Annotated in this window: 17 protein-coding genes; 2 read left to right on the top strand and 15 right to left on the bottom strand. The window is 70.9% G+C overall.

Annotated elements, in window-relative coordinates:
• Nucleotides 1-60: 60 nt before the first annotated feature.
• The 8 genes from ACWZJV_RS23460 to ACWZJV_RS23425 all read right to left on the bottom strand — a co-directional run bounded on the left by ACWZJV_RS23460 (nt 61) and on the right by ACWZJV_RS23425 (nt 10,229).
• Nucleotides 61-1,098 carry a substrate-binding domain-containing protein gene (locus ACWZJV_RS23460; protein WP_457179043.1) on the bottom strand — a complete coding sequence of 346 codons (1,038 nt, stop codon included), beginning with the start codon at nt 1,096-1,098 and terminating at the stop codon, nt 61-63.
• A 71-nt stretch (nt 1,099-1,169) separates the two neighbouring features.
• Nucleotides 1,170-2,225: an ABC transporter permease gene (locus ACWZJV_RS23455; RefSeq protein WP_457179041.1), complete on the bottom strand. Its 1,056-nt coding sequence runs from the start codon at nt 2,223-2,225 to the stop codon at nt 1,170-1,172.
• Nucleotides 2,222-3,781, bottom strand: a complete 1,560-nt coding sequence (locus ACWZJV_RS23450; protein WP_457179039.1) for a sugar ABC transporter ATP-binding protein — start codon at nt 3,779-3,781, stop codon at nt 2,222-2,224. The genes ACWZJV_RS23455 and ACWZJV_RS23450 overlap by 4 nt, the downstream gene beginning before the upstream one ends.
• Entirely contained in the window at nt 3,778-5,052 is a 1,275-nt protein-coding gene (locus tag ACWZJV_RS23445; protein ID WP_307785655.1) for an ROK family transcriptional regulator, read from the bottom strand. Before ACWZJV_RS23445 ends, ACWZJV_RS23450 begins: the two co-directional genes overlap by 4 nt.
• Nucleotides 5,053-5,294: 242 nt before the next feature.
• Nucleotides 5,295-7,424 (bottom strand): PQQ-dependent sugar dehydrogenase, encoded by a 2,130-nt coding sequence (locus ACWZJV_RS23440; RefSeq protein ID WP_457179037.1) that lies wholly within the window; start codon nt 7,422-7,424, stop codon nt 5,295-5,297.
• A 157-nt stretch (nt 7,425-7,581) separates the two neighbouring features.
• On the bottom strand, nt 7,582-8,787 hold the full coding sequence (locus ACWZJV_RS23435; RefSeq protein WP_008358254.1) for an ROK family transcriptional regulator: 1,206 nt from the start codon (nt 8,785-8,787) through the stop codon (nt 7,582-7,584).
• Between the two features lie 30 nt (nt 8,788-8,817).
• Nucleotides 8,818-9,960, bottom strand: a complete 1,143-nt coding sequence (gene ftsY / locus ACWZJV_RS23430) for a signal recognition particle-docking protein FtsY (protein ID WP_040755245.1) — start codon at nt 9,958-9,960, stop codon at nt 8,818-8,820.
• A gap of 17 nt (nt 9,961-9,977) precedes the next feature.
• Nucleotides 9,978-10,229: a hypothetical protein gene (locus tag ACWZJV_RS23425; protein WP_040755246.1), complete on the bottom strand. Its 252-nt coding sequence runs from the start codon at nt 10,227-10,229 to the stop codon at nt 9,978-9,980.
• Between the two features lie 175 nt (nt 10,230-10,404).
• Here ACWZJV_RS23425 and ACWZJV_RS23420 point away from each other — a divergent pair, with 175 nt between their 5' ends.
• A complete protein-coding gene (locus ACWZJV_RS23420; RefSeq protein WP_196874819.1) occupies nt 10,405-11,397 on the top strand; it encodes a glycosyltransferase family 2 protein in 993 nt (330 codons plus the stop codon).
• 22 nt (nt 11,398-11,419) lie between these two features.
• Entirely contained in the window at nt 11,420-12,463 is a 1,044-nt protein-coding gene (locus ACWZJV_RS23415; protein ID WP_008358258.1) for a methyltransferase domain-containing protein, read from the top strand.
• Between the two features lie 80 nt (nt 12,464-12,543).
• On the opposite strand, the gene ACWZJV_RS23410 is transcribed toward ACWZJV_RS23415, so the two are convergent.
• From ACWZJV_RS23410 to ACWZJV_RS23380, 7 genes are all read right to left on the bottom strand, one after another.
• Nucleotides 12,544-13,584, bottom strand: a complete 1,041-nt coding sequence (locus ACWZJV_RS23410; RefSeq protein WP_457179034.1) for an FUSC family protein — start codon at nt 13,582-13,584, stop codon at nt 12,544-12,546.
• A 97-nt stretch (nt 13,585-13,681) separates the two neighbouring features.
• The gene (locus tag ACWZJV_RS23405; RefSeq protein WP_457179032.1) at nt 13,682-14,302 is read right to left on the bottom strand and encodes a maleylpyruvate isomerase family mycothiol-dependent enzyme; all 621 of its coding nucleotides are present in this window, start codon (nt 14,300-14,302) and stop codon (nt 13,682-13,684) included.
• A 48-nt stretch (nt 14,303-14,350) separates the two neighbouring features.
• Nucleotides 14,351-17,497 carry a glycosyltransferase gene (locus ACWZJV_RS23400; RefSeq protein WP_457179030.1) on the bottom strand — a complete coding sequence of 1,049 codons (3,147 nt, stop codon included), beginning with the start codon at nt 17,495-17,497 and terminating at the stop codon, nt 14,351-14,353.
• Nucleotides 17,498-17,614: 117 nt separating this feature from the next.
• Nucleotides 17,615-18,067: an acyl-CoA thioesterase gene (locus ACWZJV_RS23395; protein ID WP_008358262.1), complete on the bottom strand. Its 453-nt coding sequence runs from the start codon at nt 18,065-18,067 to the stop codon at nt 17,615-17,617.
• Between the two features lie 18 nt (nt 18,068-18,085).
• Nucleotides 18,086-20,155: an acyltransferase family protein gene (locus ACWZJV_RS23390; protein ID WP_457179028.1), complete on the bottom strand. Its 2,070-nt coding sequence runs from the start codon at nt 20,153-20,155 to the stop codon at nt 18,086-18,088.
• Nucleotides 20,152-21,909, bottom strand: a complete 1,758-nt coding sequence (locus ACWZJV_RS23385; protein ID WP_457179026.1) for a glycosyltransferase family 2 protein — start codon at nt 21,907-21,909, stop codon at nt 20,152-20,154. Before ACWZJV_RS23385 ends, ACWZJV_RS23390 begins: the two co-directional genes overlap by 4 nt.
• Nucleotides 21,906-23,006, bottom strand: a complete 1,101-nt coding sequence (locus ACWZJV_RS23380) for a glycosyltransferase (protein WP_457179024.1) — start codon at nt 23,004-23,006, stop codon at nt 21,906-21,908. The genes ACWZJV_RS23385 and ACWZJV_RS23380 overlap by 4 nt, the downstream gene beginning before the upstream one ends.
• Between the last annotated feature and the right edge of the window lie 425 nt (nt 23,007-23,431).

The raw sequence follows: 23,431 nt of genomic DNA, 5'->3' as shown, positions 1-23,431 counted from the left end.
CGGTGGTGTCGCCCCGCGCCCGAGCGCGGAGCGACCTTGCGGTCTGGCTTGGGCAGGCGGTCAGGACTCGAAGGCCGTGGGGAGGAACTCCTCCACGTTCTCCTTGGTGACGACCGGCGCGTCCAGCTGGATGGTGCGCGGCACGGTCACCTCGACCAGGTCGGACATCGCCTTGTCCTGGGCCAGGAGCCGGGCGAGCTTGATCCCGTCGGCGGCCTGGGTGGAGGGGTAGATGACCGTCGCCTTGAGGACGCCCTTGTCCGACTCGATCTCGCGCATCGCGTTGGCCGAGCCCGCGCCGCCGACCATGGTGAACTCGTCACGGCCGGCGTTGTTGATCGCGGCCAGGACGCCGACGCCCTGGTCGTCGTCGTGGTTCCACAGGAAGTCGATCTTCGGCGCGGCCTGGAGCAGGTTGGAGGCCGCCTTCTCGCCGCCCTCGACGGTGAAGTCGGCGGCGACCCGGTTGTCGACGTCGAGGTCGCACTTGGCCAGCGCGTCCTTGAAGCCCTTGCTCCGGTCCTGGGTCAGCGGCAGGGAGTCGATGCCGGCGATCTCGGCGACGACGGCGTCCGTCTTGCCGTCGGCCTGCTCGCAGACGTACTCACCGGCCGAGACGCCCATGCCGTAGTTGTCGCCGAGCACGGTGACGCGCGCGGCGTTGGGGTCGTTGAACTCACGGTCGACGTTGATGACCGGGATGCCCGCCTCCATCGCCTTGAGCGCGACCGGCGTCATCGCGGCGCCGTCGAAGGGCAGCAGCACGATGGCGTCGACCTTGTCGTTGATGAAGGTCTCGACCTGGCTGATCTGCAGGCTGACGTCGTTCGTGCCCTCCGCCAGGCGCAGGTCGACGTCGTCGTAGGCCTCGGCGGCGGTCTTGGCCTGCTCGCTGATCGCGCCCATCCAGCCGTGGTCGGCGGCGGGAGCCGAGAAGCCGATGACGACGGTGTCGCCCTTCTCATCGTTGGAGCCGGCGGCGGCGTTGGACGTACCGCCGACGTTCTCGGACTTCTCCGGGGTGTTGCTGATGCAGGCCGACAGGGCCAGCACCGAGAGCCCGGCGACGAGGATTCTTGCTGTGGACTTCAGTTTCATGGTGGTGGTGCTCCTAGATCGTGCGAGGGTGGTGGAGGGACGAGTCCGAGAGGGTCGAGGACGTACGCCTGTCATGACCCTGGCCGTCGCGCGAACCGCTTCTGCAGCAGCACGGCGGCGACGATGATCAGGCCCTTGGTGAAGGCCTGGGCGGAGATCGAGAGGTTGTTGATCACGAACACGTTGGTGAGGGTCGTGAAGATCAGCACCCCGAAGACGGTGCCGACGATGGTGCCGCGGCCGCCGGCGAGCAGGGTGCCGCCGATGACGACCGCCGCGATGGCGTCGAGCTCGTAGAGCTGGCCGTGGGTCGCGCTGCCGGTCGTGGTGCGGCTGACCAGCATGACCGCCGCGATGCCGCAGCAGAGACCGACGAGCACGTAGAGGAGCACGGTGTGGCGGCGTACGTTGATGCCGGCCAGCCTCGAGGCCTCCGGGTTGCCGCCGATGGCCAGTGTGCGCCGGCCGAAGGTGGTGCGGTTGAGCACGACCCAGCCGATCACCGCCACGATGACGAAGATCCAGACCAGCACCGAGATCCCGAGGATGTCCCGGGAGAACGCGTCGGTGAACCCGGGCACGCTGACGATCTGGGTCTTGCGCGCGGAGATGATCTCGGCCAGACCGCGGGCGCTGGCCATCATCGCGAGCGTCGCGATGAACGGCACCACTCCGCCGTACGCGACCAGCAGCCCGTTGATCAGTCCGGCGCCCGCGCCGACGAGGAGGGCCGTGGTGACGATGAAGATCCAGTGGTAGTCGTTGGCCATCGCCTGGGTCGACAGCGTGGTGCACCAGACCGAGGAGAGCGCGACCATCGCGCCCACCGACAGGTCGATACCGCCGCCGGTGATGACGAACGTCATCCCGATGCTGACCACGCCGATCACCGCGGCGAGACGCAGGATCGTCATCACGTTGTCGACGGAGGCGAACCGCTCGCCACCGGAGACGACGCCGACCAGGGCCAGCAGCGCCAGTGCCAGGACCAGGCCGAGGTTGTGCCCGGCGCCGCTGCGCAGCAGCTGGCCGACGCCACCGGGCTCGGCCCTGCGGGCCGCTTCCTTCTCGACGCGAGCCGTGTCCTCCTGGGCCACAGCAGCGTTCGTCGGGGTGGTGTCGCTCATGCGACCTCTCCTTCCATCACGAGGTCCAGGACCTTCGACTCGTCGATCTCGGTGGCGGGTCCCTCGTGGACGACGGAGCCCTCGCTGATGACGAGGACCCGGTCGGCGAGACCGAGCACCTCCTCCACCTCGCTGGACACCACGACCACGGCGACGCCTTCGTCGGCCAGGCGGCGGACGAGGTTGTAGATCTCGGTGCGTGCCCCGACGTCGACGCCCCGGGTGGGCTCGTCGAGGAGCAGCACCTTGCAGTCGCGCAGCAGCCACCGGGCGAGCACGACCTTCTGCTGGTTCCCGCCGGACAGGTTGCGGACCGGCCGGTCCACCCCGGCAGGACGTACGTCGAGCGAGCGACTGAGCTCCTCGGCGGCGCGGCGCTCGGCGCCGCTGTCCAGGAAGCTGGCCTTGGAGAACCTGCTCAGGGACGAGACGGTCACGTTGCGGTAGACCGCCTGGTCGAGCAGCAGCCCCTGGCTCTTGCGCTCCTCGGGAGCCAGCCCGATCCCGGCGGCCACGGCGGCGCGGACCGAGCCGCGGCGCAGCCGGCGGCCGTCGACGGTGACCGTGCCGGCGCTGGAGCGGCGGGCGCCGTAGATGGTCTCGAGGATCTCCGAGCGGCCGGAGCCGACCAGGCCCGCCAGGCCGACGATCTCGCCTGCGTGGACGCGCAGGTCGACGTCGTGGAAGCGGTCGCCGGACAGGCCGCTGGCCTCGAGCACCGGGGTGGCGTCCCGACCGGGTCGCGTCGTGGGGCGGTCGGGGAAGACGTACTCGATCTCGCGGCCGGTCATGAGCGTGATCAGCTCCCGGGTCGGGGTCTCCGCGACGGAGAGCCCGGTGGCCACGGTGCGGCCGTCCTTGAGGACCGTGATCCGGTCGCCGATCTGCCGGATCTCCTCGAGACGGTGGGAGATGTAGATGATCGCGACGCCCTCCGCGGTGAGGCCTCGGACCACCCGGAAGAGGTTGTCCACCTCCTCCTGGTCGAGGACCGCCGACGGCTCGTCGAGGATGAGCAGGCGGGTGTCGTGGGAGAGAGCCCGCGCCATGCTGACGATCTGCTGCCCGGCCGGCGAGAGGTCACCGACCAGGCGGTTCGGGTCGACCTCGCTGTGGCCGAGCCGCGCCAGCAGCGTACGCACCCGCTGGGTCGCCTCGGCGCGGCGGCTGAACCCGGCGGTGGCGAGCTCGTGGCCGAGGAAGATGTTCTCGGTCACGGTGAGCCCGGGCACCAGGTCGAGCTCCTGGTAGATCGTCGAGACGCCCAGCTTCATGGCGGCGACCGGGGTGGCCAGCCGGACCGGCTCGCCCTCCCAGAGGATCTCCCCCTCGTCGGGCTGGTACGCCGCCGAGAGCACCTTGATCAGGGTCGACTTGCCGGCACCGTTCTGCCCGAGCAGGCAGTGCACCTCGCCGGCGCGGACGTCGAGGTCGACACCGCCGAGGGCGAGCACGCCGGGGAACCGCTTCACGATCCCGCTCATCTCCAGCAGTACGCCACCCCCTTCCGTGCCGGCGGTGGGGCCGTCGGACGACGGCGTCGGGGTCTGGGTCATCGGGTTCCTCCGTGCAGTTCGGGCAGGTCGGCGAGGACGGTGGGGTCGGAGAGCACCGTCTCGAGGGAGACCAGTGCGCCGCCGCGGACCGCGGCGGTCGGGCCGAAGACTGAGATCGCCACCCGGGTGCCGCCGGCGCGCGGGGCGAGGACGTCGGCGGCGAGCCGGGCCTCGACCGCCGGCCGCAGCCACTCGCCGAGGACGGCGTAGTAGCCGCTGAGCACGACGGTGCCGGGGTTGAGCGTGTTGACCAGGACGGCGGCGCCGGTCCCGAGCCAGGTCCCGACCTCGTCCAGCGCGGCCAGGGTGCGGCCGTCAGCGAGCCTGGCCCGCTCGACCAGGGTGGCGAGCCGCTCCTCCAGGGTCAGCGCCGGGTCGCGGATCGGGTCGTCGGGGTCGGTGGCGGCCTCGAGCAGCGCCCGCAGACCCACCACGGTCTCCCAGCAGCCGGTGCGGCCGCAGCCGCAGAGGCGGCCGCGCGGGTCGACCGGGAGGTGGCCGATCTCGCCTGCCCAGCCGTGCCGGCCGGGTGCGACCCGGCCGCCGCTGACGACCGCGCCGCCGAGGCCCACCTCGCCGTAGAGCACCACCATGTCGGCGCGGTCGTCGTCTGTGAGGTCGAGCTCGGCGGTGGCCGCGAGGTTGGCCTCGTTGGCCACCCGCACCGGCGGCACCGGCTCGGCAGGGGTGGCGGCCAGCCGGCGGCGTACGTCCTCGACGACGTCGATGTCGCGCCAGCCGAGGTTGGGGGCGAGCGTGACCCGCTCGGTGGTGGCGTCGACGAGGCCGGCGACCCCGACGGTGATGCCCGCGACGGTGGCGCCGGCGGTCCGGGCCTCGGCGAGGGCGTCGGCGATCAGCCCGGCGAGCTCGGCCAGCACACCCTCCGGCGGAAGGTTCCGGCCGTCGATGCCGCGGCGGGCCTCGGCGATCACGGTCCCGGCCAGGTCGAGGGCGACGACGGCGAGATGGTCGACGTTGATCTCCGCGCCGATCCCGCACACCGAGCGGCCGACGAGCCGGACCTGGACGCCGGGGCGACCGGCGCCACGACGGTCGCCGTCCTCGCGGCAGACCAGCCCCAGCTCGGCGAGCTCGTCGACCAGGCCGTTGGCGACCGACCGGGTCAGCCCGGTCTCCTCGGCCAGGCGCCCCCGCGTGCGCGGGCCGCGGTCGCGCAGAGACCGCAGGAGCAGGCCCATGCGGGCGGTCCGCACGGCAGCCGGGTCAGCGGTGGCGGAGACCCGCACGGTGATGTCTGCGTCGCGCACGGTGGCCTCCTGTCGGGGTCGTGATGGGTCGTGATGGGTCGCTCGACGACCACGTCCTGTGATGGCAGTCACAGAATTCCGTGGCCGAGAGACAAACTAGTGACCCGGCTCACGTTGTACAACCCTTTCTCGGCGGTTTCTGCAAAGTTTCTGGCGAACTTTGAAAAGTGATTGGACAAAGTATCCGAAAAGAGGCACCCGGCCACTGCTGGCCGGGTGCCCCTTTCAGGCGATCGCGAGGGTCACTCGCTGGGTGTGATCACCACCTCATCGCTGCCCGTCAGCGCCGGGATGTCGCCCTCGCCCGGGTCGGTGTACTCCGCCACGAAGACGGCGTTCAGGTCGTCCTGGCCGGGGTCGTGGCCGCCGGGGACGGTCGTCACGATCGAGCCGCTGCAGCCGTTGGCGGTGGACTGCGGGTGGCCGTGCTCGTCGTGGCCCAGGACGTACGTCACCGAGACCTTGTCGCAGTCGACCGGCTGGTCGTCGGTCACCTCGACCTGGAAGTGCACGGTGTCGCCGAAGTGGAACGCCTCGCCGGGCGCCGGGCTGGTGGTCAGGGTCACCACCGGCACGTCGTTGCCGACGATCACGTCGACGTCGGCCGAGGCGTGCTTGCCGCGACCCGCCTTGCCCTTGTCCGTGACGGTCAGGGTCGCACGGTAGGCCCCCGGCTCGGCGTAGGTGTGGGTGGCGGTCTTCCCGGTGGCGTCGAAGGTGCCGTCACCGTCGAAGTCCCACTGGTAGACGAGCTTGTCGCCGTCAGGATCGGTCGTCCCGGCGCTGTCGAAGGCGACGGTCAGCGGCGGCTGGCCGGCGGTCTTGTCGGCGCTGATCACCGGCTTCGGGGAGTGGTTGCCGGTGCGGGCGATGTAGTCGATCCGGGAGACCTGGGCCTCCTCGTTCTCGCTGAAGTACCCGTCGCCGTACTCGAGCATGTAGAGCGAGCCGTCCTTGCCGAACTCCAGGTCCATCACGTTGTCCGTGGCGAAGGTGGAGAGCACCGACTCGATGCCGGTGAGCTCGCCGTCGGCGTCGAGCCGCATGCCCTTGATGTAGTCCCGACTCCACTCCGCGAACAGCGGGACGCCGTCGTAGTACTCCGGCCAGGCACCGGAGAGCGGGTCCTTCGTCGCCGACTTCCGGAAGTCGTACGCCGGGCCGGCCATCGGGGAGATGCCGCCGGTGCCGAGCTCGGGGAACTGCGCGGACTGGCCGTAGGTGTACCAGACGGTCGGCTGCGTCACCGGCGGGAGCTGGGTCAGGCCGGTGTTGTGCCGGGAGTCGTTGATCGGAGCATCACAGTCGAACGCCGGCCCGGAGGTCCCGGTCGCGAAGTCGTAGTCGTGATAGGGCAGCTCGGCGGTGGCACACAGCGGCCAGCCGTAGTTGGCCGGCTTCGTGACGACGGTCCACTTGCCCTGGCCGGCCGGGCCGCGGTCCGGGTTCGCGGAGGAGGCGTCGGGCGAGTAGTCGGCCACGAAGATGCGGTCGGTCTCTCGGTCGATCTCGATCCGGAACGGGTTCCGCAGGCCCATCGCGTAGATCTCCGGACGGGTCTTGGCGGCGCCCGGCGCGAACAGGTTCCCCGCAGGGATGGTGTAGCCGCCGCCGGCCTTCGGCTTGATCCGCAGGAGCTTGCCGCGCAGGTCGGCGGTGTTGGCCGCCGTACGCCGCGCGTCGAAGGCCGGGCTACGGTTCTCCCGGTCGTCGAGCGGGGCGAAGCCGTCGGACTGGAACGGGTCGGTGTCGTCGCCGGTGGCGAGGATCAGGTTGCCCGCGGAGTCGAAGACGATGTCGCCGCCGACGTGGCAGCAGCGCCCGCGGTCCACGGGTACGTCGATGATCTGCTGCTCGGTGGACAGGTCGATCTTGCCGCCCGCGTACTGGTAGCGGGAGAGGCGGATGGCGCCCTTGAACGGCGCGAAGTCGGCGGGCGTGCCGAACTCCGGCGCGTCACCCTCGTTGACGTCCGGCGTGGCCGGGTCGTCGACAGGGGTGTTCATCGGCGGTGAGTAGTAGACGTAGACCCACTTGTTGGTGCGGCCGTTGTATCCGGGGTCCAGAGCGATGCTCTGCAGACCCTCCTCGTCGTGCTGGTAGACGTCGAACTCGGCGGCGACGCTGTTGACGCCGGTGTCGGCGTCGTTGAGCCAGACCTTCCCGGCCCGGGTGGTGTGGAGGACGTCCCCGTTGGGCAGGACCGCGAGGTCCATGGGCTCACCGGGACGGTCGTTGAGGGTCACCTTCTCGAAGTCCGTGTCCGGCGGCGGGGCGGCCGTCGGGGCCGCGTCCGCGGACGTCGTGAGGGGGAGAACCAGGAGCCCTGAGACCACGGTCGTGGCGACGCTCCAGAGGGTGAATCTGCGCACGGTCCATCTCCTTCTCTCGCTGTCGTGGGAGGGGAAGCGAGATCGTCCGCGAACGTAGCGATGTGACGCCGGTCACGTCAAGCGACTTGCGTTCTTTCGCAAGAAGATTTCGAAAGGTGGGACGATGGAGGCCCTCCGGAGTGGTCGGGCGTCGGGTTTACGCCTCCGCGCTGCTGGGCGCGTACACCGAGGCGCTGATCAGGTGAGCGGCACCGATGACACCGCCCTCGTCCCCCAGCTCGCTGAGCACGATCGGGAGGTTGCCGGTGGCCAGCGGCAGCGAGCGGCGGTAGGTCACGCTGCGGATCTCGGCGAGCAGCCCGTGGCCCAGCTTGCTGACCCGGCCGCCGATGACGATGAGGCCGGGGTTGAAGAACGAGACCAGGCTGGCGAGCACCTGGCCGATGCGGTGGCCGCTCTCCCGGATGAGCTGGACCGCCTGGGCGTCACCCCGTGCCACCGCGATGGCGATGTCCTCGGCGCTCAGCTCGCCCTTCTCGGCGAGCAGCTCGGCCAGCACCGGGGAACGTCCGGAACGGGCCGCGGCGAGCGCCTCGCGGGCCAGCGCCGCTCCCCCGGAGAACGCCTCCAGGCAGCCGGTGTTGCCGCAGGCGCAGGTGGGGCCGAAGTCCTCGACCCGGATGTGGCCGATGTCGCCGGCGCAGCCGTCGACGCCACGGTAGAGCTCGCCGTCGACGACGATCCCGCAGCCGATGCCGGTGCCGATCTTGACGTAGAGGAAGTCACGGGCGGTGCGGGCGACACCGGCGTGCTGCTCCCCCGCGGCGAGCACGTTCACGTCGTTGTCGAGCACGACCGGACAGCCCAGCTCGCGGGCGACCGCGTCCCGCACGGGATAGCCGTCCCAGCCGGGCATGATCGGCGGCGACACGGAGACACCGCGGTGGAAGTCGACCGGCCCTGGTACGCCGACACCGGCGCCCATCGGCTGGGTGACACCGTGCTCGTCCAGGAGCGCGCGGACCTCGTCGAGCGCGGTCGCGAGCACCTTCTCCGGGCCGCTGCGGATGTCGCACGTCCGGGTGCGGGTGCCGATCACCGAGAGCCGTCCGTCGGTGAGGCCGACCGACATGCTGGTCGCGCCGATGGAGATGCCGACGAACCGGATGTCCGGCGCGAGGTCGACCAGGGTCGAGCGGCGACCGCCGCGAGAGGCCGCCGGCCCCACCTCGTGGGCCATGCCCAGCTCGGTGAGCCGGCCCACCTCGGCCGCGATCGTGGTGCGGGAGACGTTCAGCCGGTCGGCGAGCTGCACTCGCGACAGTGGGCCCTCGTCACGGAGCTGGGCGAGCAGCCGGGCCTGCATGGAGGTCTCGGCCCTGCCGGCGAGTGAATGGCGCATACCGGCGATCCTGCCATGCGGCACCTGCTGTTAACCCAGAAGCGCGTCGACGAAGGCTTCAGGCGTGAACGGAGTCAGGTCGTCGGGGCCCTCGCCGAGGCCGACGAGCTTGACCGGAACGCCCAGTTCGCGCTGGACGGCGACGACGATCCCGCCCTTGGCGGAGCCGTCGAGCTTGGTCAGGACGATGCCCGTGACGGCGACCGCCTCGCTGAAGACACGGGCCTGGATGAGCCCGTTCTGGCCGGTGGTGGCGTCGAGGACGAGCAGGACCTCGGTGACCGGGGTCTGCTTCTCGATGACGCGCTTGACCTTGCCGAGCTCGTCCATCAGGCCGGCCTTGTTCTGCAGCCGGCCGGCGGTGTCGACGATGACCGTGTCGACGCCGGTGTCGAGACCTTCCTTGACCGAGTCGAAGGCGACGCTGGCCGGGTCGGTGCCCTCCGGGCCGCGGACGACCTCGACACCGACGCGCTCGCCCCAGGTGGTGAGCTGCTCGGCGGCCGCGGCACGGAAGGTGTCGGCGGCACCGAGGACGACCTTGCGGTCCTCGGAGACCAGGATGCGGGCGAGCTTGCCGGTGGTGGTGGTCTTGCCGGTGCCGTTGACCCCGACCATCAGGACCACACCGGGAGCGCCGTCGGCGCCGCTGACCTGGAGCCGGCGGTCCATGCCGGGGTCGACCAGCTTGATCAGCTCGTCACGCAGCGCCGCCTTCGGGTCGGCCTTTCCGCCCTCGACGCGCAGCCGGGTGCGCAGGCCCTCGACCAGCTCCTGGGTCGGCGCCACGCCGATGTCGGCGGTGAGCAGGAGGTCCTCGATGGACTCCCAGGTGTCCTCGTCGAGCTGGTCGGTCGAGAGCAGGTTGAGCAGGCCGCGGCCCAGCGCGTTGGAGCCGGCCAGACGCTGGCGCAGCCGCACCAGGCGGGAGGCGGTGCTCTCCGGCTTCTCGAGGACCGGGGCGGCGGGCTCCGCCGTCGCGGGCTCGGCCTCCCCGGCCGTCGGCCCCTCGACCGTGGGCTCGGTCGGGCGGGTGATGACGTCGGTCCCCGCCTCGGGCGACAGCGAACGGTCCTTGCGGCGCCGGGTGCTGGTGACCAGTCCGACGATGCCGCCGCCGATGATCGCGACAGCGGCGACCGCGATGATGACGATGAGGGTGACCATTTCCATGGCCTCATCCAATCAAATCACGCGTTGTTTTCCGTAGTTCCTGGCTTGCGCTCACCGAACAGCTCGGCGAGATGGTCCTCGCGGCGGGTCTGCAGGCGCGTGGCCGGGCTGAGCGTGGGGGCCGTGTCGACGGCCCGCTCCATCGCCTCGCCGAGCTTGGTGGCGTACGGCATCTTCTGTCCGCGATGGGGGAAGACCGTGTAGACGATCACGAGTCCGGCCAGCGCGACGATGAGGAACATCGCCACGAAGATGACAAGGATGGTCAACACTGGCTCGGCCAGCCCCCTTCTGAATCGCGCACGGACGGCGTCCACCCTTGCACACCCGTCGCCCGAGGCCCACAACGCCACGCGCGCGAGCACCCGCGCGGGCGCCTGGGCGCGTCCCGGCGTACGGCGCGGGATCTCGACAACGTCCACCGTGCCGGTAGTGTTTCACGGCATGAGGATCATCGGGACAATGATGGTCCGGGACGAGGTCGACATCGTCGCCGCGATGATCGAGCACCACCTGGACCAGGGTGTCGACACGTTGATCGTCACGGACAACGCATCGGTCGACGGCACCACCGAGGTACTCGAGCGCTACGCCGCGACGGGACGGGTCGAGCTCCACCACGACCCCGTCCACGAGAAGCAGCAGGGCAAGGTCGTCACCGCGATGGCCCGGCGGGCGCGCACCCACTTCCGTGCCGACTGGGTCCTCAACCTCGACGCCGACGAGTTCCTGGTGCCGAAGGACAAGGGCCTGACCGTACGCCAGGCGCTCGAGGCCACTCCCCTCTCCCTCAACGCGTTCACCGTCGAGGTGGAGAACCTCGTCGGCCCGCCCGCCTGGAAGGGCGGCGGCATCAACCGGCTCCAGTGGCGCGACCGGCGCCCCGACGAACGGCTCGAGGCGGTCGGGCTGCACGCCCACCCGACGCCCAACGCGATCCACCGCGGCGAGTCCGACATCAAGGTCGTCCAGGGCAACCACTTCGTCTCGCTGACGAGCAACGGCCAGCCGGCCGACGAGGTCGCCATGGAGGTGCTCCACCTCCCCTGGCGCTCCTGGTCCCAGCTGGAGCGCAAGGTGATCAACGCCGGCAAGGGCTACGAGGCGAGCCCCGACCTCCGGCCGAGCCCGCGCCACCACGGGATGCGCGACTACCAGCGCTATCTCGCCGGCACGCTGCAGGACGCCTATCTCGCGCGCACGCCCACCCGCGCCGAGCTCGCCGCCGGGGCCTTCTCGGGCGACTACTCGTTCGACGACTGGCTCACCAACCACCTGCACATCGTGCTCGGCCGCTCGCTCGTCCCCGACCTGCTCCGAGACGTGCTCGACCCCGAGAACGACAAGGCCGTGCCCGACGACGAGCACGCGCTCGGTGCCGAGCGCGGCCGGGCCGCCCTGGCAGCCGAGCCCTACATCCCACCCCGCAATCGCTGAACTCTTTCCAGGAGGACCTGTCTTGCCCACCTTCAGGGGCGCCGTACGCCGCGGCCTCGCTGCCGCGGGTCTGCAGACCGTCCGTGCCGCCGACGCCGAGGCAGCGCGCCTGCACGACCGGATCGACGAGCTCAAGCAGCGCAACCAGAGGCTGCGTACGAAGGTGGAGGGGTTGCAGGGAGACCGCAACCGCACCACCGCGGTGCCGGCGATCCCGGGCATGGACCGACTGGAGCTGCGCCGCGAGCAGGTGCTCGCCGGGGTCAAGCCCGACGCCCTGATCCTGGAGATCGGCCCCGCGCACAACGCGATCCTGCCCAAGCGGGACGGCTACGACGTACGCATCGTCGACTATCTCGACCGCGAGGGCCTGGTGCAGCGGTATGCCGGTTTCTCGCAGTACAACCCCGATGACATCGAGGAGGTCGACTACGTCTTCCGGCCGGGAACTCCCTGGTCAGAGGTGATTCCGGAGCGGTTCGACCTGATCGTCGCCTCCCACGTCATCGAGCACACCACCTCGATGATCGACTTCGTCAACGAGTGCGAGAAGCTGCTCAACCCCGACGGCGTGCTCGCCCTGGTGATCCCCGACCACCGCTACTGCTTCGACCGGTTCCGTGAGCGCGCCTCGCTGTCGCGGGTCATCGACGCCTCGCTCTACCCGTCCTCGGTGCACACCATGGGTGCGGTCATCGAGGAGCGGCTCAACGCGGCCAAGCACGGCGGCATCACCGCCTGGGGCCCGCGCCACAAGGGCGACTACACCTTCGCCAACAACCTGGAGACCGTGAAGGCCAACGGTGAGGAGGCCCGCCGCGGGGAGCGCTACATCGACACCCACAACTGGGTCTGCACCCCCCACCACCTCCGCCTGCTCCTCCAGGACCTCGCCGACCTCGACTTCATCTCGATGCGCGAGACCTCGTTCCACGACACGGTCAAGCACGAGTTCTTCATCAACCTCTCCCCCTCAGGCGAGGGCACCGGCCTCGCCCGCGAGGACCTCCTCGTCCTCGCCGACGACGAGCGCCGCGTGCTCGACCAGGCCGTCTTCGAGAAGTAGGTCGCTACCCGGTCGAATCTGCAGTTGTGGGTGACGAAACTGCAGTTTCGTCACCCACAACTGCAGATTCGGCTGGGGTGTCAGCGGCGGCGGAACTCGCGGAGCGCGAGAGCCGCGGCGAGACCCACGACGACACCGAGAAGCGTCTCGGCGAACCGTGACCACAGCAGAGCGTCGACGGGCTGCGGATGGCCGAGCTGCACCATCAGCAGCGAGAGCGGGGTGATGACGACGAGCGCGAGGCCGTAATGGCGCCCGACGAGCAGCTCGGTGACCGCTTGGAGAGCGGCGACGACCACCGCCACGACGAGGGCCGGCAGCGAGATCGAGAGCAGCACGCCCGCCAGGACGAGACCGATCACGGTGCCCACCACCCGCTGCAGTCCGCGGGTCGTCTGGGCCATCAGCCCGGTGACGCCGAACGGCACGGCCGCGGCCACCATCGCCCAGTAGGTGTGGCTGAGCCCGAGGGCGGTCGAGACCGTACCGGCGACCACGACCGCCACGACGACCGCCGTCGCGTGGTCGATCCGGACCTCGCCACGGTTCGGCTCGACCGAGGCGCCGTTGGCGGCGAGCCGCTCCTCGAGCAGCCCGAGGGCAATCGCGATCAGGGCGGCGGCCGCGGCCACCCCGACCGCCACCGCGACCCCGGACATGGTCACCGGAAGCGCCGCACACGTGGCCACCGCGAAGACCAGGAACATCGGCCCCGGAGGCCGCAGCACGAACCGGTCCGACAGCATCGACCCGGCCGCGGCCCACACCGCGGCGGCGGGGATGACGAGCCAGGCCCGGTGCGAGGAGGTCGCGACGAGCGCGCCGCACAGGACCGCGAGAGACATCAGCGCCCCGGCGGCGGCCTGGGTCCGCCACCGTCCCCGCAGCGGCTGCCGGCCGCCGTAGATCGAGGCGAAGGTGCCGAAACAGGCGTACGCGGCCAGCTCGATGTGTCCGGTCACGGCCAGCGCCACCAGCCCGATGAGCAGGGTCACGCTCGCCCGCCATGCGGGCGAGTGGCTTCCGGGCGCCGGGGAGACTCGTACGGACTCCTGCATCAACCGCTCGAGCCGGCTCCGCTCGCTGCCTGACTCGTCTCGTCCCTGCCGTACCGCCCTCATCGCACCAGACACCTTACGGCCGCCGGGTAGTCCAGGGAGTTTCCGTCCATTACCGGCCGGTAGAGCGACGGAAACTCCATGGACTACCCCGGCGAGTTCAGCTCAACCGGCCCAGAAGCTCAACCACACCGTCGCCGTCCAGGTCCGCCGCCACCTCGCGCCGACCGGCCATGGCCATCACCAGGTCGAGCAGGCGGCCGCTGACCTCGGGGCCCTCGCCGGCTGCGAAGTCGGCGTCGACCGCCCGCAGACGCAGCCCGGCGACCAGCGACTTGCTGTTGACCGCGAAGTCCTTGGTGGCGAAGAACCTCGCGACGGCGGTGAGCCCTTCGGCGTCGGGGTCGTGCTTGATTCCCAGCGGTCGCCGGATGTCCTCGCCGTGGACGATCAGCTCCCCCAGCCCGCCGACGCTCTCCGTACGCGGCAGCCTGATCGGTCCGATCCCGGCGAACCGTGCCAGCGTCTCCTCGGGCGTGGCCCCGCGGAACTCCTCGAGCCGCCGGCGGTTGTGTAGGTCCGGGTCGAACCGGGCCCCGATCATGCTGCGCAGCCAGCCCGGGAACGAGAGCCGCGAGGCCGCGCCGAGGTGGGCCAGGACCTCCTCCGTGTCCCACTCGCCGCACAGCGTCGCCGATCTCCACTGCTCGGGCGAGAGCGACCTCAGATCCTCCGCCAGTGCGTCTCGCTCGCGCAGCTGGATCGTCGAGAGCTTCGTCATGCGGACACTCTGACAGGTCCGGGCCGCGCGAGGCGTGGCACCGTCGGTCTAGGCGCGGTCCCGTTTCTTCCGCTCCTCCAGCGCGATGTCGAGGAGCGTGCGGGCGCGGGCGTCGAAGCCGTGGTCGCGGTGGATGCGGGCGGCCTCGGCGCGGATGTGCTCATCGGTGCCGAAGACGACCGAGGGGTCGGGCATCGAGGACCACTTCACCAGGTCTTCGGGGGTCTCGTAGACCTGCACGGTGTCGCCGAAGACCTCGCGGAGTCCGACGACGTCGTCGGAGATGACCCGGGCACCGGAACCGACCGCGTCGAAGAGCCGGTTGGAGATGAAGCCGTAGTCGCGCATGTCGGCCCAGTGGTCGTTGAGGACGACCCCGGCGGCCCGGTATTCGGCGCCGAGCCGGGTGTTGGACATGTGCTGGGCCTTGACGTAGTGGCGCGGGATGTAGGGCTCCCAGCCGTGGCCGTAGACCGACAGCGGCAGCCCGGCCGCGACGGCGTCATGGATGATCGGGCGCTCGACGTCGCGCGAGGTGCCGACGAAGAGCACCGCGTGACCGGAGTCGGGCAGGGCCCGGTCGGGGTTGAACAGCTCGGGGTCGGTGGCCTGCAGCAGTGGGTCGATGCGGATCCCCCAGCGTGCCGACATCTGCTCGGCCCACCGCGGCCCGGCCGCCAGCAGCCGGTCGAAGGCGGCCGCCTCGGCGCGGGTGACCGTGTCGGGGTGGGAGATCACCCAGCCGATGTTGATCCGACCATCGGGCGCGGGGAAGTAGCGCGAGAGCCCGCGCAGGGTGACCACGACGTCGTCGTCGAGCGAGCTCGGCCGCTCCCACTCGTAGTGGTGGTCGACGACCGCCGACTGGCCGAGCTTGCGCAGCGAACGCGCCAGCGCGCGGGCGAAGTGGGTGTCGCCCCACCGCTCCCCCTCCGGCGCCCCCGGCGCCGAGATCTTGATCGACCAGCGCAGCTGCGGGACGCCCTCCACCACCGACACCCGGGGCAGAGGAGCGATGATCGGCCGGGTGGCGGCGTACGTCTTCGCCGGACCGGTCGGCTCGCCGGCCGTCGCCCGGCCGACGACCTGGTAGCCGCAGGCCGCCCAGGCGGCCACGTCGTCGCGAGGCTCGGTGCGCCCGACCCAGCGGTCGAGGTAGATCAGCCGGTTGCGCGGGGCACGCGCGAAGCGGCCCTTCGACTTCGACTCGTGGTGGACGACCTCCGAGGAGGTCACGACCCGGAAGGATCCCGGCCGCAGCTCGGCGAGCCGGTGGCACAGGTCGACGTCCTCCATGCCGTTGGTGAAGATCGGGTCGAACCCCTGCAGCGCGACGACGTCGCGGTAGCGCATCACCAGCGCCGCGCCGGTCAGCGCCGAGAACCGGTGGCCCTCGAGGCCGGCGGCGTCCTCGGGCGGGTACTCGGCGAGCATGTTGTAGGGCAGCCCGCCGTAGGGCGGGAAGACGACCCCGGCGGACTGCACCGACCCGCTCGGGTAGAGCAGCAGCGGCTGCACCGCGAGCACCTCGGGGTCGGCGAGCGCCTCGACCAGCGGCTCCAGCCAGCCGTCCAGCGCCGTGGTGTCGTTGTTGAGGAAGACCACGGTCTCCCCGGTGACGTACGGGATGGCGAGATTGTTGCCGAGCGCGAAGTTGTGGTTGACGGTGCTGTGCACCACCTTCACCTCGGGGAAGCGCAGCGGCAGCGAGTCGAGCACGGCCGAGACGCGGGCCGAGGAGCCGTTGTCCCAGACCACGATCTCGAGCCGCTTCTCCCCCGCACCGTGCTCCATCACGGCCTCGACGGCGCCCACGGTCAGCAGCGAGTCGTCGTAGGTCGGGATGACCACCGAGACCACGTCGGGGTCAGGGGTGCGCGCGGCGAGCGCGGTCCAGTCGACGAACGTGCGGTTGCGTACGACGTCCTCCCACGACTCCAGGTCGAAGGGGTCGAGCGGGATCCGGTCCTGGCGGGGACGGCGCGGGTTGACGCCCTGCCGTCGCTCGACGCCGACCTCGGGAACGACCTCGACCTCTGCCTTCGAGGTCAGTCGCAGCGCGAGGTCGTAGGCCCAGCCGACGCCGATGTCGTCGCGCGGCCCGCCGACCTCCTGCAGCAGCGGCCTGGCGATCAGCAGTCGCGAGACCAGCGCCCGCATCAGCGGACCCGGGACGTCGGGTCCCGGCGACGCCGGAGGTACGTCGACCGCGAACCGCTGCTCCGGCAGCCACGGCCGCTCCAGCACGTCGGCGACCAGCGGCCTGCCGGTCGCCTCGGCCACCGAGACCAGCCGCGCGAGGCGACCGGGCCTCCAGACCTCTCCCCCGGCGACGTACGCGACGAAGTCGCTGCTCACCTGCGCGAACGCGGCAGCGACGCCGGGCTCACCGCGGTCCGGGTCGCCGGGCACGACACGGGCCGCAGGGACGATGTCGGCGACCGACTCGGCGACCGACGGCGTCAGGCCACGGTCGATGACGATGATCTCGGTGTCCACGCCGTGCTGCGCGGCGACGCTGTCCAGCGTCGCCCGGGCGAGCTCGTCGGAGGAACCGAGGTCGACGATGACGCTGACGGTGCCGACGGGCTGACGACCGGCCGGAACGGCACGCACCGGCTCGATCGCCGGCCGCCAGGTCTGCGGGACACCCTGCCGGGCCTGCCATTCGGCGCGCCGGTCCCGGATCCAGTCGCGCAGGTCGGGGAAACGACCGTCGACCTGGGCGAGCCAGTCGTTGGCGCGCCGTCCGTTGCGGGCTCCGCGGTCGACGTAGTGACCGATCGCGCCGCCGTAGAAGTTCTCGGTCTTGCGCCGCTCGGTGTAGCCGTCGGTGTCGAAGAGCGGGTGGGTCGGCTGCAGCCACAGCTCGGCGCGCAGCCAGTAGAGGAACGGGTCCTGGTCGCCCATCTGCTTGCGCAGCCGCGGGGTCAGACGGGCGACGAAGAACTCCGGATCGAAGAGCGGGCTGGGCTGGGCCAGCTGCCTGCTGCGGTCCTGCTCGAGGTAGTGACGGGCGGCCCGTTTGCGGTCGAGTCGCTGACCGACCTGCTCGGCGTACCACTCGTGGTCGAACAACGGACAGTCGACGAGCAGGCGCACGTCGTCGGCCCGGCTGTAGAGAGGCGAGTCGTTGTAGACCTTGCGGGCCAGGTCTCGCCCTCTGCGCAGGCCGCCACGTGCGATGCGCTTCAACTCTTCGTCCACAGAGGTCCCCCAAGACGCTCTAGATCGTGCTTCGGCAGTGGGTCAGACTGTCACAGTGCCGAGTGGCGGTGAACGGCGCCACGCACGTTCACCCAACTGTCAAGGTCAATTCTGCCGCCACAGCGGCATGACCGCCTCCCGGATCTCATCGGGCATCGGCGTCACCGGACGTGACGGGTCGGTGTTGTCGACGTAGACGTGCACGAACCGGCCTTCGGCCGCGGCCTCCTCGCCCGGCCCCTGGAAGAGTCCGATCCGGTAGATCACCGACGAGCTCCCGACCTTGTCGACGACCAGCCCGGCCTCGACCGGCTCGGGGAACCCGATCTCGCGCAGGTAGCGGCACGAGGTCTCCGCGACGATCCCGATCTTCGGCAGCTTCCGCACGTTCACGCCGGTCGTCTCGAACAGGTAGGCGTTGACCGCGGTGTCGAAGTACTCGTAGTAGGTCGCGTTGTTGAGGTGACCGTAGGCGTCGTCGTCGCGCCAGCGGGTCGTGATCGTGCGCCAGTGCACGTAGTCGGCGCGGGTCGGGGCCTTGCGGTCAGGAGTGCTCATCGCGGCTGATCTTAGATCCTAGAGCTCGTCCTCGACCGCCCGGACCAGATAGGGCGCCAGCGTCATCGAGAAGGTCGCGGTGATGTGGCTCCGGTCGCGATAGGCCTGCACGTGGCCGACCACCAGGGGGCACCGGTCCTCGTCGCAGTAGGCCGCTGAGAGGTCGATCAGGGAAGCGCCCGGCCCGGCCAGGCGGACCGCCTCGGCGAGCGGGTCAGAGGTGGCGTACGCCTCCTGGCGGGTCATCTCGCACGCGCCGGCGTCCGCGAGCGTCTCGATCTCGTCGAGGCAGGTCGCCGCCTCGGGGGTGAGGTACGGGTTGTCGGCGAGCGCGACGATCTTCGTGCCCCGCTCGAGGATCGGCTTCCAGGCCTGGGCGAGCTGGTCGGCGGCCGGGTCCGGCTCGCCGGCCGCGAGGTTCGGATTGCGCCGTTGGGTGACCAGCACGACGTCGTACGCCTCCTGGTCGAGCTGCTCGATCAGCGCCTCGCGGTAGGCGCGGCGCGGGTCACCCGCGGTGGCCGGGAGCAGCCCTCCGCCGTTGGCGACCAACGTGTCGACCGACCATCCTGAGCTCTCGGCGACCCGGGTCAGGCCGGGGATCAGCGAAGCGCCGTGCGAGTCACCGACCAGCGCGACCCGGAGCGCATCCGGGTCGTCGGAGCCGAGGTGGCAGACCTTGGGGCGGGCGTCGGCGGCATACGTCTCGACCTCGGGGAGATAGCACTGGTAGGCCCGGCCGGTGTCATCCTTGCGGGCGATCGGCGCAGGCAGAAGTACGCCGTCGAGCTCCGGGTTCCGGCAACCCTCCATCAGGGCGGCGGCGCCGAAGCACTCGGTGTCTCCCGATGCGAGCGCCTCAGCCTGGCCACGACTCTCCTCGACCAGGTTGCGTCCATGCAGGATCCCCGGGACCGCGGCGGCGGCGACCAGGGCCGCTCCGAGCACCGCGAAGAGGAAGGCCCGCGGGGTGGTCCCCAGGATCGGTCCGGTGCGGAACGGCGTCTCCACGAACCGGTAGGTCAGGGCCGCGAGGCCGATGGTGACCAGGAGGATCAGCGGCTCGCGGAGCCAGGTGCCGAGCACGGGGCCGGTCTCGGGGAGCACGACCACGAGCGGCCAGTGCCACAGATAGAGCGAGTAGGAGACCGTCCCGATCCACTGCACGACCGGATGGCCGACGACCCGAAGCCCGAGGCCGCGAGGCGCGCCCGCCCAGATGACCAGCGCGGTGCCGACGACCGGCAGCAGCGCCACCCAGCCCGGGAACGGCAGCGAGTCGTTGAAGAGCAGCAGCGCGCCGAGCATCCCGAGCCAGCCGGCCACCGCTGCGTACGGCGCCCAGCGCCCGGGCACGCGCTCGAGGGAGAGCGGCAGCACAGCGATGAGACCGCCGACCGCGAACTCCCAGGCGCGCGCGTAGGTGACGAAGTAGGAGTCGGCGCCGTCCGTCGCGGTGACATAGACCGAGGCCGCGAAGCTGACCACGAAGACGGCGAGGAAGACCGCCCGGATCGCCGTCAGCCGCGCCTTCGGCCGTCGCCGGGTCAGGAGCGCAACCGCGACGATCAGCAGCGGCCAGATGAAGTAGAACTGCTCCTCCACCGAGAGCGACCAGTAGTGCTGCGCGGGCGATGGCGGGTCCTCGGCGGCGAGATAGTCGACCGCCGCCCAGGACAGCTGCCAGTTCTCCACGTAGAACGCGGCCGCGACCGTCTCCCGCAGGAACTGCTGCCACAGCGCCTCCGGCACCAGGACGTACGTCGCCCCCGCGCTGAACACGAGCACCAGCAGCGCCGCGGGGAGCAGCCGCCGGATCCGGCGGGCCCAGAAGGTGCCCAGCCGCACCCCGCCGGGCTTGGCGGCCTCGCGCACCAGGTGGGAGGTGATCAGGAAGCCCGAGATCACGAAGAAGACGTCGACGCCTGCGTAGCCGCCCCGGATCGCCCCCGGCCAGAGGTGGAAGAGCACCACTCCCAGCACCGCGGCCGTACGTAGGGCCTGGATCTCCAGCCGCTTGTCCCGCAACGGCTGCCCGGTCTGCGCGGACTGCCCGTCCGTGGCGGGCGCGACCGTGACAGCGGTCATCTGCGCACCCGGCGAACGATCCGGCCCGCCACCCGGCGGGCCTTGCGGACGCCGCGCTCGCCGAAGCTCAGCGGGATCTCGATCCCGTGGCGCGGGCGACCGTCGAGCTCGACGATCTGCGCCCTTTCGCCGATCCGCTCGCCGATGACGTCCTCGTGGATGATCACCGGCCCGTCGAACTCGCCCAGCGCGTCACGGCCCTCGAACCGCACCCGCCAGCGACCGCCCGAGAGCGCGGCGGTCGGCAGCGCGACCTCGAGGCTGCCGGAGGCGAGCTCGGTGGCGTAGTAGTCCAGCGTCCGGCGCCGGCGATCGTGAAGAAACACGACGCGGAGCCTAACGGGCTCGACCATCGTGTGGGCCAGGTGGAGGTGGGCGCGGCCGTCGACGAGCGAGAGCGAGGTCGCGGTCACCGGGTCGGTGGCACCGGAGACCACCTGGCGCACCAATTCGGGACCATCCTCGAGGGCGGCCATGATCCGGCCGAGCCGCCAGCCCGGCAGCTCGCCGGCCTCGCCGCTCTCGCCCGTCTCGCCCGCCTCGGCGACCGCGGTGAACAGGTCGCGGTGCTTGAGCACCAGGTCGGCGAGGTCGTCCCCGACCAGGGTCTCGTCACCCAGCGAGATCGTCGCGACGGCGTTGACCAGCGGCCGCTGGAGCGTACGCAGCGGCACCACGCCGCTGTCGGCGACGAGCTTCAGCGTCTCCAGGAGGTCGGCGACTGTCCGGTCGGCCCAGCGGACGTCGTCACCGATCAGCCGCGCAGCGGTCGCCCACTGGCCCGAGGAGACCAGCCGCCAGCCCCACCGCTTGTCGCGCTCCAGGCCGTCGATCAGGTCGTCGATGCCGGCGTCGTCGAAGAGCGCGATCAGCTCGGCGATCAGGAGCCGTGCAGGCTCCAGCGCCACCGGGTCGACCACCGCCATCCCACGCAGCGCCCGGACGATCGCCATCCAGCCGTCGGCGTCGAAGATCAGCGAGGCATACTCCGCGCGCACCTGCGGGTCACCGAGCTCGACGATCCGGCGGGCGCAGCGCAGCTCCTGCTCCAGATAGCTGATGATCCCCGCCGGCGAGTGGGACTTCGCCGTCATCGAACCCGGTCCGGGCCGGTCGCGGTAGACGTAGACCGTCTCGGTCACGATGTCGAAGCGGGCCGTGGTCAGCGCGTGCACCATCGGCTCGATGTCGTTGGAGCGCGAGGCGTCGGGAAACTCGATCTGGGCAGAGTCCCAGAAGTCACGCCGGAAGACCCGGTTCCAGCAGGCCCGGTTGCGCAGGGCGGACGGCGCGTCGGCCAGCCTCACCAGGGTGCGCTCCTCGTCGAAGGCCGGCCACGCCCGCACCGGCCACCAGACCCGGTCGCTGAACAGCTTGAAGAACCGGCCGACCACCATGTCCGAGCCGGTCTCCCGCGTCTTGCGCAGCATCGCGGCGTACGCCCCGCGCGGCACCAGGTCGTCCCCGTCCGCGAAGGCGAGGAAGCGGCCGCGCGCCAGCGAGACGCCGTGGTTGCGCGCCTGTCCCCCGCCCTTGCCTGGCGAGCGGACCACCGTCAGGCGCGGGTCGCGGGCTGCGTACGTCTCGGCGATCTCGAACGTCTCGTCGGTGGAGGCGTCGTCGACGAGGATCACCTCCAGGTCCACCGGGTCGGCGGCCGAGGACTGGTCCTCGAGGATCGAGGAGAGCAGCTCGCCGACCCACAGGCCGACATTGTGCGTCGGGACGACGACGGAGAGCTCAGGTGTGGTCATCGGGCGGCACCCTCCAGATCGCGGGTCAGGTTTCCGGCCAGCTCGTCGAGCAGCCGCAGGTAGTCGCGCGACATGTCGTAGGGCGTGTACGCACGGGTGAACTCGTGCGCGGACCGGTGCCGCGCCTCCTGCCCGTCGAGGGCCTCCAGGATCGCCGCGGCCAGGGCAACCGGCTCGTCCGGCTCCGGCGCGTACGTCACCACCCACGGCTGGTCGGCGAACTGCCGCGCGACCGGGGTGTCCTCCGGGATCAGGGCGGTCCGGCCGAAGGTGCAGGCGGCCAGCAGCGAGCCCGAGTTGAGGATCCGACGGTAGGGCAGCGCGACCACGTCGCTGGCCCGCAGCCAGTCGGAGAAGTCCGCGGTCTCGACGAACCCGAGCCGCTTGACGATGTTGGGCGCCGAGAGCATCTCCTCGACCGTCTCCAGGTCGGTCGCGGGCACCACCTTGCCGGCCACGACGAAGGTCAGGTCGGGCACCTGCTCGGCGGCGATCTCGACCGACCGGCACAGCACGTCGAGGCCCTTGTAGGCCCGGATCTGACCGATGAAGCCCACCGTCGGCACACCCTGCGGGACCCCGATGCGGTCGCGCGAGGCGGCGTCGTCACCGCCATCGGGATAGACGCCGAGGTAGGACGAGTGCGGCAGGTCGACGACCTTGTCGGGCGGGAGGGTGTAGTAGGCCGCGGTCTCCTCGACGGTGGCCGGGTTGAGCTGGATGATCCGGGTCGCATAGCTCGCCAGCGCCTTGGCGACCGCGAGCTCGACGTCGACGTAGTCGGCCTCGTGGGCGATCGAGTTGTGCACCGTCCACAGCACGTCGGCGCCCCGGTCACGCAGGCTGCTCAGCACGTCCTCGAACCGGGCCGCGTTGGCCCACGCCTCCTCGGCGCTCTCGCAGCCCGCGGTCACCGGTGAGGTCCAGTGCACATGGAGCACGTCGCCGCGGCCCAGGTGTGCCGCGCGTGCCTCGAGCCGGTGCAGTCCCTGCACTCCCTCGACGACGTCCCAGCCCGCTGCCCGCGGCGCGACGGTGAGCATCGTGAGATACGGGTTGCTCCGGTAGTACGGGAACGACAGCAGGGTCGCAGGCATGTGGGGGGTCCTCGAAATTCTCAACCGTGACGATCCCCCGAACGTCGAGACGATGTCTCGCCGGTGCCCCGGCCCGGCCGGTGACCGCAGGATTCTAGGCAGGCAAATGGACCCACTTTGACCACTCAGACGGCTTCCCCGCATGCCTTCATCACGGGTTCATCGACGGTTCATCGAACCCACATCAGGGGGTCGCCTAACGAGCGAATTCACCGCGCGGGCGCGGCTGCCGGCGACGTAGCCCACGCCGTTGGACTGCCGCGCAGCCGACGCCAGGCGCCGAGGGCAACGCACGTGCCGCGGTGCTTCCACGAAGACTTATCTCAAGACACCCGCGTCGACTCGCGCTGAAGATCTCTGGTCGACTTCCGCGCTGCGATGCGAGTCGTCGCCGGCCACATGACGAGGGCCGGTCAGCGCCTGTG

It is taken from the genome of Nocardioides sp. WG-D5 (assembly GCF_054031175.1).
This window is presented reverse-complemented; position numbering and strand designations above follow the sequence as displayed.

Excerpts from the sequence above, each read along its gene's own strand:
- ACWZJV_RS23460 (WP_457179043.1), bottom strand. The coding sequence starts at position 1,098 with ATGAAACTGAAGTCCACAGCAAGAATCCTCGTCGCCGGGCTCTCGGTG.
- ACWZJV_RS23455 (WP_457179041.1), bottom strand. The coding sequence starts at position 2,225 with ATGAGCGACACCACCCCGACGAACGCTGCTGTGGCCCAGGAGGACACG.
- ACWZJV_RS23450 (WP_457179039.1), bottom strand. The coding sequence starts at position 3,781 with ATGACCCAGACCCCGACGCCGTCGTCCGACGGCCCCACCGCCGGCACG.
- ACWZJV_RS23435 (WP_008358254.1), bottom strand. The coding sequence starts at position 8,787 with ATGCGCCATTCACTCGCCGGCAGGGCCGAGACCTCCATGCAGGCCCGG.
- ftsY (WP_040755245.1), bottom strand. The coding sequence starts at position 9,960 with ATGGAAATGGTCACCCTCATCGTCATCATCGCGGTCGCCGCTGTCGCG.
- ACWZJV_RS23420 (WP_196874819.1), top strand. The coding sequence starts at position 10,405 with ATGAGGATCATCGGGACAATGATGGTCCGGGACGAGGTCGACATCGTC.
- ACWZJV_RS23410 (WP_457179034.1), bottom strand. The coding sequence starts at position 13,584 with ATGAGGGCGGTACGGCAGGGACGAGACGAGTCAGGCAGCGAGCGGAGC.
- ACWZJV_RS23405 (WP_457179032.1), bottom strand. The coding sequence starts at position 14,302 with ATGACGAAGCTCTCGACGATCCAGCTGCGCGAGCGAGACGCACTGGCG.
- ACWZJV_RS23395 (WP_008358262.1), bottom strand. The coding sequence starts at position 18,067 with ATGAGCACTCCTGACCGCAAGGCCCCGACCCGCGCCGACTACGTGCAC.
- ACWZJV_RS23390 (WP_457179028.1), bottom strand. The coding sequence starts at position 20,155 with ATGACCGCTGTCACGGTCGCGCCCGCCACGGACGGGCAGTCCGCGCAG.
- ACWZJV_RS23385 (WP_457179026.1), bottom strand. The coding sequence starts at position 21,909 with ATGACCACACCTGAGCTCTCCGTCGTCGTCCCGACGCACAATGTCGGC.
- ACWZJV_RS23380 (WP_457179024.1), bottom strand. The coding sequence starts at position 23,006 with ATGCCTGCGACCCTGCTGTCGTTCCCGTACTACCGGAGCAACCCGTAT.